Source organism: Flexibacter flexilis DSM 6793 (assembly GCF_900112255.1).
In the GTDB taxonomy this organism is placed as follows: domain Bacteria; phylum Bacteroidota; class Bacteroidia; order Cytophagales; family Flexibacteraceae; genus Flexibacter; species Flexibacter flexilis.
On the sequence record NZ_FOLE01000017.1, the window covers coordinates 19,934 to 32,641 of the forward strand.

Sequence of the window (12,708 nt, forward strand, 5' to 3'; positions counted from 1 at the left end):
TTGTGGGATTAGATATGCCGTTTTACTCTTTTAAATTTCGTAGTTGTTCTATTTGTTCAACGGTTAGGCCTGTTGCTTTTTCTATAAAATTGTTATCAGAACCTAATGAAATTAAGTTTTTGGCAATCATACTTTTCTCATCTTTCCTTACTTTGTCCTCTGCCTCTACTTTCAGCGAAAGAGCTTCACTTGCTTTTACGTGCAAATAATCCAAGTAACGACTGTAGCCGTATTGCTGTTCCTTGTCCAAACGCATAATGTCCAACACTTCTTTTGCCTCTGATAATCCTTTTGCCCTGAACTCGTCTTTTACTTCACTGTTTTTGAGGAAGTAAACCCACTCGTCCAGCGTATCTTTTGCTACATCATCGAATTGATTGACTTTGATAATGTAGTATTCAGGGAAAATATCCGAAACATTTTGTTTCGTAAAAGTTTCTTTTTGCTTGCTTGAAAGTTGCAAAAGGTCTTTTTCGTGCAAGCCTTGGAAACTTGTAACTCCTTTATAAACATAATCTTTACCCTGTCCCAAGTCAAAATAAACGATATTGATAGAAATTACTTTTTTGATTTCAGCATAAGGTTGCCCTAAACTCAAATTTTCAGTCAAAGCCTTTGAAGCACCATAAGCCATACGATGGAAATAATCGATTTCGTAGGTATTTTGAATTTCTACAATAACTAATTCATTTTTAGAATTTTGTGTTAAAATATCTATGCGGTTATACTTGTCCTCGTCTGTTTCTTGATTGCTTTCACTTTCCAAAATCTTCTGGATTTTGATGTCTTCAAACAAAAGTTCTGACAAAAAGCCCTCTAAAACAACAAAGTTAGCCTTGTTACGAAGTAGTTTTTTTACTGCCCAATCAAAACGAATTAGCTTTTTGCTCATATTGTTTGTCTTTTTTTGCTCTGCTACAAAGATACAAAAAATAAAAAAGCAAGCCTTTTTTGACTTGCTTTCTGAGACTATTGGCTTTGTATGAGAACATTATTCAACTCATATCATAAAGTTTTAAATCACAAAGGCCTTGGAGTTTTCCGAGGCCTTTGGTTTATGAGATTAGAAGTGTGAATGTGTTATTGAAGAATGTTAGCCCAACATTTGCACAAATGCCCAATAAAATTATAAATGTTGAATTTACAACTGTCAATCTTATTGTTAGGCACAGTATATTCTAGTTCTTATATGTTGTATTACAATAGGGATGAGTTAACTGTCCATTGTCTGCACTTCCTTTGCCTCCGTCTTCTTTTCTAGTAATGTGGTCGATGGTCATTGCATTTTTATGGATAAATCCATCGCATATTCCGCATCTTAGACCATTTTTAATTGCTTCTTTAATAAAAACTTCAGATTTAGATTCAGTAGTGAAATTATTAAATATCTCCTTTTCTTCTGTGAGTGCAGAGAGCGTTAAGTAATTAAATTTAGGAAGTTTAATTATTTCATCTACAGATTTATTAATGTCGAGGTTTTGACTTAATAAATTCATCATTTCTATATATAAGTCTACTACATGAGGAATTGCAGCATATGCTCCCCTGTACTTTCTGGTCATTTGTTGAATTAAATAGTCATAATTCAACAAAAAATCTTCAAACTTTCTTCGAACCTTAATAAAATCATTGTATTTATTTTTTTTATCGAGTTCCTTAATGAAAGCCAAAGTATAATAGAAAGAGGCTGGTTTATGCTTGCCTTCATTTGAATAAAAATAAACTATCGGATGAAGTCCTAATGAAGAAGGATGAACGCTGTTAATCCTCCATGCAATTTTTCTTGCACTTTTAAGATATTTAATAGTTTCAGAGCCATCTAAATCGTCTGCTAAAGTTTCAGAAAAATCAGGTCCGATATTATTTGTGGAATTTACAAATTCGAGAATTAAGGGTAAACTTTGTGCAGAAACTAGTTTGCCACCAAGAGGAATATCTAGTGTTTTAACGGGTGTTTTTAATGTAGGATTATATATTATTTCATGTATTTCTTTAGATAGCTTTTGAATTTCAGCCTGCGTCTCTGCGGAAAAATCAGACCAATATTTATGCCCTTGACCTCCGCGAATAATTGCACGAGCAGCGATGCAATTTCCTTTTTTTCTTGACTCTAAAATTTTCAATTCAGTCGGGTCAATTTTTGAAGGCTGTTGGTTGATTTTAAAAAATGATTTTTCGGCCTTTTTTGCATCACCATCCACCCATTGAACCTGAATTGAATATGCACCTAAATTTTTTGCCTTTTGAATTAATGCTTCATTTGGTTTTTCTTTATTAGGAGCCTCAATAATATCAATATAACGTCCAATTTTTTTATTGATTAAACTTCTCGTCTTTTCTGCAATTTCTTTATGCTCGTCACTTATACTGTCACCATAAAATTTCTTCGAAATTTCTCCATCTCCATAGTCGTCTTTTATCCAACTAATTAAAGCACTCAATCTATGTGCACCATCAATAACAAAATATAGTCCTGAATTATTACGCCAAAGAATTATTGCTGGAATTAATTCTCCGTTGATATAACTTTCTATAAATTCAAGAATTTTTTTTGCGTCCCATTCATTAGTCTCTCTTTGAAAGTCTGGTTTTCTTAGGAAAGGGTAAAAAAAACCTCCTGTGAAGTTTGATATTGAAATTGAATTAAAGAGGTTCATTGAGTTTTGGTTTCCGATTACCTCAAAATCTTCTCTCGGAATTATTGCGTCTAAGTTTACTTTTGCCATTGTTTGCTGTTTCGTTTTTACAATTACTCCTGCAAAATCCTAAACGCACAGGATAAAACCAAATATTTTTATGTTTTATTTTTTTAATAAGACGGCATCATAAATACTGCTCAAATATGTATGTTAGCCGTCCCAAAGACTATTTTAGAGGTGTTTTGAATGTAGCACCGTCTAAAAATTTATTAGCTTCTTCCACTTTTTTAGGAAAAAGTATTTTGCCTTCGTTCAATTTAAGCACCATACGCAGAAGTGCTTTTTCAGGAACGCTTACCATTGGTTCGGATTGTTGTTGCCCTTTTTTCATAGTACAAATTTAGTGTTTTATTTTTTTTCATTAAAACCGCTTTTGTGCGTTGTTACTGCTCTTTTTTGGCCATGACTGTACATTGTTAAAAACAGTGGTTAAACGGCTGTATTACAATTTTTTAATATGGCAATAACAACTGAAAAGTACAAGCGATGTACCTGTTTGCCTTACTTTTGTTGAATAAAAAATATACAATTTGTTAGCAAACGATTGCGCGAAATGTGTATTATTGTACTTCACAAACACCAAATGGTTGCTTTTCTGTGGAACAGCAGCCATTTTTACAAAAGAGAACCCATTTAGCCAAAAAAATAACACCAATTTTCAATTCAACACAACCATCAGACTATTACATGAAAATCACAAAAATCGTAGTTGCTAACAGGGGTGAAATTGCCTTGCGTGTGATGCGTTCTGCACGCGAAATGGGCATCAAAACTGTAGCCGTATTCAGTGAGGCCGACCGCAACGCGCTGCATGTGCGTTATGCAGACGAATCTGTTTGTATTGGCCCTGCCGCTTCGTCGGAGTCGTATTTGCGCGGCGAAAAAATTATTGACGTTTGTAAAAAAACTGGCGCACAAGCCATTCACCCAGGGTATGGCTTTTTGTCTGAAAATGCCAAATTCGCGCAAATGGTCGCTGACGCTGGTCTTATTTTCGTGGGGCCTTCTCCCAAATCTATCGAGGTGATGGGTAGCAAATTGGGCGCGAAAGCTGCCGTTTCGCATTATGATATTCCGATGGTACCAGGTACGCCAGACGCTATTTCGGATATTCCTGCGGCCAAAAAACGCGCTGCCGAAATCGGTTATCCTGTCCTTATCAAAGCCAGCGCAGGCGGTGGCGGCAAAGGTATGCGTATCGTAGAAAACGAAGAAGAATTTGAAGAACAAATGCAACGTGCTATCAGTGAGGCGATTTCGGCTTTCGGTGATGGTTCGGTATTTATCGAAAAATATATTCTTTCTCCAAAACACATCGAAATTCAGGTATTGGGCGACCAACACGGCAACGTAGTGCATTTGTTCGAGCGCGAATGTTCCGTACAACGCCGCCACCAAAAAGTAGTGGAAGAAGCTCCTTCGGCAGTGCTTACGCCTGCTATCCGTGAGGCGATGGGTTTGGCTGCTACCAACGTGGCACGTGCTTGTAACTACTACGGCGCGGGTACGGTAGAATTTATCGTGGACAAAGATTTGAATTTCTATTTCTTGGAAATGAACACGCGTTTGCAAGTGGAACACCCTGTTACTGAGCAAATTTCGGGCGTGGATTTGGTGAAAGAACAAATCAAAATCGCGCAAGGCGAGCCGCTTTCGTTCAAACAAGAAGACCTCAAAATCTTGGGCCATGCCGTAGAAGTACGCGTTTATGCCGAAGACCCTAAAAATAACTTCTTGCCAGACATCGGACGTTTGCAAACCTATATCCGTCCGCAAGGCGTAGGCGTGCGCGTGGACGATGGTTTTGAACAAGGCATGGAAATTCCGATTTACTATGACCCAATGATTGCCAAACTCACGACTTTTGGCAAAGACCGCACCGAAGCCATTGCCCGCATGATTCGCGCCATAGACGAGTATCAAATTACGGGTATCGAAACGACGCTTGGTTTCTGCCGCTTCGTGATGGAACACCCAGCGTTTGTGGACGGAAGTTTTGGTACAGATTTCGTGAACAAATACTTTACGCCAGAAGTGCTACAAGCTCCAGCCGATGCCGAAGAGTTGGAAGTGGCGGCTATTTTTGCGGGTATGTTGGCCGAAACCAAGAAACCAAAAACGGCTGCTGCTCAAACAGTTGTTGCCGAAAAACGCGGTAGTGCTTGGAAACAAAATCGTACACGCTAATTCTGATTAGTGAATAGAATACAATAAAAAACGGCTCTGTCTTGCGAAAGATAGAGCCGTTTTTCGTTGGGTTGTGATGGGATTAGTAAGTAATATGGACGGTAGTGCCTTTGCCCTCATCGCTCACGAATCGGATGTCAATTTTACTTTGTTTCACGATTTGCCCCATGATGTACAGCCCCATGCCGTTGCCTTCTTCTTGTGCCGTGCCTTTCTCCGAAATGACGGCATCTTTGAGTAAAGTATTAAGTTTTTTGGTCGGAATTCCTGCGCCAAAGTCCTGAATAGCAAATCCTTCTGATGTATTGAAAAGAATAATTTCACCTTGATAATGGCTGTATTTAATGGCATTGCTCAGTATATTGTAGAGAATAATGCGCAGCTTTTCGGGCGAAATGGGTACTTCTGTCAGTTCTGTGGTTTGATTAATAACGGTTAATTCTTTGCTCTCAATTTTGGTATGTAAATCTCGGAGTACGTTGGTGAGTGCGGGGAAAAGCATGGCTGTATTTTGTGCATTACTTTTTCGAATTTCCAGTAGGCTGGTCAGGATGTGATTGACCGAAGAGATTTGTTGTTCCAAGCTCTGCGAGACTTGCACCATGATTTTGTCCTGAATATTGAGCTTTTTGAGCAGCAGTTTCACGGCCAAAAGCGGCTCTTTGATGTCGTGGGAAATGATGCTAATTACCTGCTCATTTACTTTGTATTGTTGCGTAATGGTTTTGTTTTGTTGTTTTACTTTGAAATAAAGAAACATAAAAACGGCTCCTCCCGAAACGAGTACGGCCACTATGAATATCAGAAATACTTGTGCTTGTTTTTGAGTTTTAATTTCGAGGTCTTTGCGTTCTATGGCGTATTTTTGCTCTACGTTCGAGATTTTGCCCAAATACTTGTATTCGTTGTATGCGTCGTGTAGCGAATCCGTTTTTTTGAGGAAAAAGAAGGCCTCTTCGTATTTTTTCTCTCTTTCAAAACAATGTTGCATGGCGTGGTTCATGTACATGGTATATTTGAGAATCTTGCAGCTATCGGCATTTTTTATCCCTAAACGATAGATTTCATACATTTTCTCGATGTCATTCTTTTGCCCATACAGCTCAATCATTTTGCCGTAAATCATGGGCAAATCGCAGGGGCTGGATTCTTGGACAAGCTGCGCGGCTAATTGGTAACGTTTCTCGGCGGCTTCATAATTTTGGTTTTGCATGAGCATAAAGGCCTCAAGACTAATGATTTTGCCTGTATGCTCTTTATCCAAATGCTTATAATGGCTGTTGCTGAGCAGGAGCATCAGCGAGTCGGAGGCTTTATAATTTTGCCTATCGAACATCGCAAATGCTCGCTGACAAGTAATATTGGCTTGGTAATATTCTGGGTTGTGGGTGCGCAAACCAAAATACAGTGCTGAATCTAAGTGTACTAACGTTGATTTATAATCAAATAACCGTTTGTATGTATAAGACATATACAGGTGGCCATAATACCTGTCCGAATCACTTGCGTTGTGGTGCAAAAAATGGTTGAGCAACGCAAAGGAAGAGTCGTATTGTGCGTTATTGTTCAGATTATATACTTGTTGTTCGGTCAGTAGCGCCTTTTTCGACTGACCATAACTGACCCGCATCGAGCAAATAAGAATGCTAATAGACAAAAGAAGGAAGCGCATGATGATTGTTTCGAATAACGCGCAATGTAATAAGTTAAGTTTAAATGTAGTGGTGGTGGCAGTGTTTTTAATATATGATATGAACGGTAGTCCCTTTCCCTTCTTCACTAATAAATCGAATTTCAATTTTGCTTTGTTTGGTAATTTGTCCCATGATGTAAAGTCCCATCCCGTTGCCTTCTTCTTGTGCCGTTCCTTTTCCCGAAACGACGGCATCTTTCAACAACGTGTTTAGTTTTTGGGCGGGTATTCCTATCCCAAAATCTTGAATAGCAAAGCCTTGTGCTGTATTAAACAAATGGATTTGGCCTTGATGGTGGCTGTATTTGATGGCATTGCCTAGCAGATTATACAAGATAATGCGAAGTTTTTCGGGAGAGATGGGTACTTGTGTCGCCTCCGTGATTTCATTAACAATGGTAAGTTCTTTGTTTTGGATTTTGGTGTCCAAATCTTTGATTACGTTGTTAAGAATGGGCCAGAGTGTAGCGGTATTTTGTGTGTTATTCTTTCTTATTTCCAGTAGGCTGGTAAGAATGTGATTGACCGAAGAGATTTGTTGCTCCAAACTCTGCGAGACTTGCACCATGATTTTGTCCTGAATATTGAGCTTTTTGAGCAGCAGTTTCACGGCCAAAAGCGGCTCTTTGATGTCGTGGGAAATAATGCTAATTACCTGCTCATTTACTTTCTGCTGTTGTTGGATGATGCGATGTTGTTGTTTTAATTTAAGATAAAGCCAAATGAATATTAGAATAGCCGAGACTAAAATCAGTACAATGGTTAATAAGTATTTTTGTTGTTTTTCTTGTGTGGCAATTTCTACGTCTTTGCGTTCGATTTCGTTGCTTTGGTTTAATTCTTTGATTTGGTGTTGATAACCGCGCTCATCGTATATGTAAAAAAAGGAGTCGTATAGTTTGATGTAATAAAAGGCCTCTGCATATTTTTTGTGCACTTCAAGTTCGCGATACATGATCAAGTTAAGATAAACCTTGTATTTGAGGATGTTACAAGAGTCTGCATAGTGCATTCCTTTTTCATAAACCTTATACATATTCGGTATGTGATTGGTTTGGCTGTACAAACCAATCAGTTTACCATAAATCAAGGGCAAATCACACGGATTGGATTGCCTGAGAAGGGGAAGGGTTTGCAAATATTTTTGCTCGGCCTGTTTGTATTGCTTTTTTTGGTATAGCAGGTATGATTCTTGTGTCAGTATCTTGGCTTTATTTTCATCGTCGAGGTACTGATAATGAGATGAAATAAGCGGTTGCATCAGCGAATCAGCGGCTCTGTATTGCTGCACATCAAACATGGCAAATGACTTTTGGCAAAGAATATTCATTGTATAATATTGGGGCTTTTCTGTTTGCAACCCCCAATAGAGTGCCGAGTCTAAATGAATCAATACAGCCTTATAATCATAAATACGCTTACTTGTATATGATAAATACAAATATGCGTAGTATCGATCTGTATTCGTAGTGTTAGGCCTATTTAGAAAATGCCGAATTAAGGCAAACGAAGAGTCGTATTGATAATTATTGTTTAGATTATATACTTGATTTTCAATTGATAACACCTCTTTAGACTGACTATATGCTAATCGCGCCACTAAAGTTAGAAAGAAGATTAGGGTAAATTGTACCAGACGCATAGATGGATGTTGGAAATATGCTACAAGTATAGTAAACAAAATGCAAAATTACATTTTTAAATACCCCATTTGTAGTAGTCGCAAGGCAAGTTCTGTGGAATTAGTACAATCGAACTTGGCCAGCAAATGACTTTTCTGGTTGTTGATGGTATTGACGGATGTATTGGTGAGCAATGCTATTTCTTTGGAGGCTAATCCTTTGGCCAAATAGCGTGCTATTTCGTGTTCTTTGGGTGTGAGTTGTGGTGGTACAATTTCAGGAGTGTATTGTTTTTTATATCGTTCGTTCAGGTACACCAACTCAATGGCTTCCCATAGTTTCTCTAATGGTTCTTTTTTGTTCACAAAAGCCATGACACCATATTCAAACAAAAATTGCTTGACAAAATCGCTATGAATGCTGCTGTAAGCTACCACTTTAAGAGGCAGCTTCATTTTCTGAATTTCTTCAAAAAGACTCAAACCAATTTCTTCGTCGGTGAGTACGTCAGAGATAAGTAAGTCAATTTCTTTATTATTTTTAATCGTCTCGATTACAGTGTTTTTATGGGTATAAGTGCCTATTACGTGCGCTCCTTTTGCCCGCAAAAAGGTCGATATCGAATCTAATACAAATTGATGGTCGTCGAAAAGTATAATATTCATGTTGCGGTATTTTTGTGTTAGCAAAATTAGATACACCGTTTATGCTTCGCAATAGTTATTTGTAACTATGTTATTATTGGTTGGTATAATTATGTGGTTGTTAATGGTTAAATCACTGATTATGAATTGTTTGATTTTTTGATAGTTATAAATTACCATTGCGGGCAATGCTTGAAGAGGAGATATTTGGGCATATTTTTCACTAAAAACAACAATCAAATGAAAAAAAGAATAACTGATTGGTGGCGGGGTGCAACAATAGTAGCTCTTTTGCTTTTAATGACATTTTTTACCAATCACATTACTTATGGACAAGGCAATGTTACTGGTTGGGGTTATAATGGCACTAGCCAACTTAATACTCCCGCAGGACTGACGAGTGTGGCAGGTATTGCGGCAGGCTATGGGCATAGTGTAGCCCTGAAAAATGATGGAACTGTCGTGGTTTGGGGTTATAATGGTAGCGGCCAAGCCAATATTCCTGCTGGTTTAACAAATGTAACCGCTATTGCCGCAGGCGTTTATCACACGATAGCCTTGAAAAGTAACGGTACAGTAGTAGGCTGGGGAAGTAATAGTTTTGGTCAAACGAGTGTTCCTGCAGGTTTAACAAATGTAGTGGCTATTGCTGCATCAGGCTATTATAGCATAGCTCTGAAAAGTGACGGCACTATAGTGGGTTGGGGGGATAATGGTTCTGGACAAATAAGTATTCCCGCAGGCTTAACGGGGGTAAAAGCCATTGCCGCAGGGCTTGGCCATGTTTTAGCCTTAAAAAATGATGGCACTGTAGTGGGTTGGGGAAATAATAGCGATGGACAAATAAGTATTCCCGCAGGCTTAACGGGGGTAAAAGCCATTGCCGCAGGAGATTTGCATAGCGTAGCCCTAAAAACAGATGGAACAGTGGTGGGTTGGGGATATAATGGCAGTGGTCAGATAAGTATTCCTGCTGGCCTAGCCAATGTAACCGCTGTTTCTGCCGGGAATTATCATACGGTAGTTTTAAAAAGTGATGGAACGGTAGCAGCTTGGGGAAGTAATAGTTATGGGCAAACCAACATTCCTGCAGGACAGGCGGGCGTAACAGCTATTAGCGCAGGGAATTTGCACAATTTAGTAATCATAGGTACTGCTTCCGCTCCAACATTATCCCTTTCACAGGCCAGTTGGTACCCAACTGCGGCAGGCAGTACCCAAAATATTACGGTGAGTAGTAATGCAGCTTGGACGGCAAGCAGCAATGCAAGTTGGCTTACGATAAGTCCGAGCAGTGGTAGTGGCAATGGCTCATTTTTACTTACTGTCGCTGCCAATACGCAAGAAGCTAATCGTACTACGGTTGTCATAGTCAAGACGGGAAGCCAAACAAAATATGTTTTTGTAACTCAAAATGGCATAGGTGGTCGCGTAACAGCTTGGGGTATTGGTACTGATAATGCACCTGAGACTGCATTGACAGGAGTTACAGCGATTTCAGCGGGTGCTGGTAATAACTTAGCCCTAAAGAATAATGGCACGGTTGTGGGTTGGGGTGATAATAGTTATGGCCAATCCACTGCACCCGTTGGCCTTACAGGCGTAGTGGCAGTGGCGGCAGGGCAATTCCACACCTTAGCCCTAAAATCCGACGGAACGTTGGTGTCTTGGGGTAGAAATATTGAAGGCCAAACTAATATTCCTGCGGGCTTGACGGGTGTAGTTGCCATTACAGTAGGAGCATTTCACTCTGTGGCCGTCAAAAATGATGGCACGGTGGTAGCTTGGGGATATAATGGTCAGGGACAAACCAACGTTCCTGTGGGGCTTACAGGTGTAATAGCTGTTTCGACAAATGGAAGACATACGGTAGCCCTGAAATCGGACGGCACGGTGGTGTCTTGGGGCTGGAATAGTGCTGGGCAAAACAATATTCCTATTGGTCTTACGGGCGTAGTAGCGATTGCGGCAGGATTTGAACATAATGTAGCTCTGAAAGCAAACGGCACGGTAACGGCTTGGGGGGAGAATGAAGATGGCCAAACTACTATTCCTGCGGGTCTAACGAACGTAACAGCGATTACGGCGGGGTATAGTCACACTGCAGTAATTAAAAATGACGGCACGGTAACGGCTTGGGGGCAGAATGAATATGGCCAAACTACTATTCCTGCGGGTCTAACGAACGTAACAGCGATTTCGGGTGGGAGTACTTATAACTTAGTGATTTTGCCTTCCTGCCCAACGGTTACACTTTCACCAAGCACATTGAGCAATGTTACACAAGGTGCGACATACTCGGCTACATTGTCTCAAACGGGTCTTGCTTCTGCAACTTTCTCTGTTACTAGTGGTTCATTGCCAGCAGGTTTGAGCCTTTCGAGTGCAGGTACATTGAGTGGTACGCCAACGGTAAATGGTACTTTTAACTTTACGGTTACCGCTACGGATGGTACTTGTTCGGGCAGCAAGGTATATAGTTTTAAAATATGTCCAGTTATTACGGACTTTGGTCAAAGCATAGGAGGAACTGCTCCGACAAAATCAGGTTTTACCTACAAAGGTAGCTATAATAACAAATGGTATTATTTGTCTAATAGCACTATCTCTTGGAAAAATGCACGTACGGCTTGTCAAAATGCGAGTGGTAATTTGGTGATAATTAATGATGCGGCAGAGAATAGCTATGTGAGTAGCTTAATGAGTAGCGGCAATTATTTATTGATAGGCTTAAATGATGAAGTTAGCGAAGGTTCATGGAAATGGGTAGATGGCACATCATTAGGTAGTTATACGAACTGGAACTCAGGCGAGCCGAATAACTCACCGTCAGCATGTTCTCCAGGAGGAACTGGCGAAGATTTTGTTCAGTTGGCAACGAGTACAGGAAAATGGAACGATACGCCAGACGATTGGACTGTATGTGGATTTACAAATCCTTATGCGGTATTGGAACTGCCACAAATAATGTCGGTGTCGTACCCGTCGAGTGTAGCACAAGGTGGAGTAGCGAAGATAAAATTGTACCGTCCACAACCAAATATAAAATATACGTTGCTTTCAAACGGTTCTCCCGTATCAAGCCAAAAAACGACGAGTGCAGATACTTTGATATTTAGTACAGGTGCTTTGACGACGGTTAATACCTATACGTTTTTGGCCACCGATACAGTGAGTGGTTGTTCAAAGACACTGAATGCGACGATGACCATTTCAATTATTTGCCCAACGGTTACACTTTCACCAAGCACCTTGAGTGCAGGCACGCAAGGTGCGGCTTATTCTGCTACATTGTCTCAAACGGGACTTAGCTCGGCGACTTTCTCTGTTACTAGTGGTTCATTGCCAGCAGGTTTGAGCCTTTCGAGTGCAGGAGCATTGAGTGGTACTCCAACAGTAAACGGTACCTTTAATTTTACGGTAACAGCAGCCGATGGTACTTGTTCGGGTAGCAATGCTTATAGTTTGGTGGTGAATACAGTGATTACGCCTCCAGGCATAGTGCCAGATTTGATCGTTGGTGCTAGAGCAACGAAGGTATTATGGACTTTATCCCCATCCGACTATGATTATGTACAAATACAATGCCGTCTGGAAGGCGCCTCATGGCCTCCCACTTCGGTGTCATTGGCAACAAGTCAGCATGTAGCGTATCGTTATGTTGAAATGTTGCCAAGCAGTAACTATAACATTAGGTTTAGAGCGCGTAGCACCTCAGGACAGGACTGGTCGGCATGGGAAACAATGAATCTAACGACCTCGAGTACACCGACCTGTTCCCCTATCTCTCCAGTTATCGTGACACCAGGAGGAACCGGAGCTCGATTTGACTGGTCATCTTACACCACCAATACCTACATTTA

8 protein-coding genes are annotated in these 12,708 nt (G+C 40.1%); 2 read left to right on the top strand and 6 right to left on the bottom strand.

Annotated elements, in window-relative coordinates; translation table 11 throughout:
- Window positions 1–22 precede the first annotated feature (22 nt).
- The 3 genes from BM090_RS17470 to BM090_RS18565 form a co-directional block, all read right to left on the bottom strand.
- Window positions 23–892 carry an Rpn family recombination-promoting nuclease/putative transposase gene (locus BM090_RS17470; protein ID WP_091516761.1) on the bottom strand — a complete coding sequence of 290 codons (870 nt, stop codon included), beginning with the start codon at window positions 890–892 and terminating at the stop codon, window positions 23–25.
- Between the two features lie 286 nt (window positions 893–1,178).
- Complete coding sequence (locus BM090_RS17475; protein WP_091516765.1) at window positions 1,179–2,726, bottom strand: GmrSD restriction endonuclease domain-containing protein; 1,548 nt, start codon at window positions 2,724–2,726, stop codon at window positions 1,179–1,181.
- Window positions 2,727–2,865: 139 nt separating this feature from the next.
- On the bottom strand, window positions 2,866–3,030 hold the full coding sequence (locus BM090_RS18565; RefSeq protein WP_177200004.1) for a hypothetical protein: 165 nt from the start codon (window positions 3,028–3,030) through the stop codon (window positions 2,866–2,868).
- A gap of 356 nt (window positions 3,031–3,386) precedes the next feature.
- Between BM090_RS18565 and accC the strand changes: the two genes are divergently transcribed.
- Entirely contained in the window at window positions 3,387–4,886 is a 1,500-nt protein-coding gene (accC, locus tag BM090_RS17480) for an acetyl-CoA carboxylase biotin carboxylase subunit (RefSeq protein WP_091516770.1), read from the top strand.
- An 82-nt stretch (window positions 4,887–4,968) separates the two neighbouring features.
- Here the strand turns inward: accC and BM090_RS17485 are convergent, their stop codons facing one another.
- The 3 genes from BM090_RS17485 to BM090_RS17495 all read right to left on the bottom strand — a co-directional run bounded on the left by BM090_RS17485 (window position 4,969) and on the right by BM090_RS17495 (window position 8,866).
- Window positions 4,969–6,558 (bottom strand): sensor histidine kinase, encoded by a 1,590-nt coding sequence (locus tag BM090_RS17485; RefSeq protein WP_091516774.1) that lies wholly within the window; start codon window positions 6,556–6,558, stop codon window positions 4,969–4,971.
- Window positions 6,559–6,625: 67 nt separating this feature from the next.
- Window positions 6,626–7,909 (bottom strand): sensor histidine kinase, encoded by a 1,284-nt coding sequence (locus BM090_RS17490; RefSeq protein WP_177200005.1) that lies wholly within the window; start codon window positions 7,907–7,909, stop codon window positions 6,626–6,628.
- A 360-nt stretch (window positions 7,910–8,269) separates the two neighbouring features.
- Entirely contained in the window at window positions 8,270–8,866 is a 597-nt protein-coding gene (locus BM090_RS17495) for a response regulator transcription factor (RefSeq protein ID WP_091516783.1), read from the bottom strand.
- Between the two features lie 219 nt (window positions 8,867–9,085).
- Between BM090_RS17495 and BM090_RS17500 the strand changes: the two genes are divergently transcribed.
- A partial coding sequence (locus BM090_RS17500; RefSeq protein ID WP_143084035.1) for a putative Ig domain-containing protein occupies window positions 9,086–12,708 on the top strand: 3,623 nt, incomplete at its 3' end.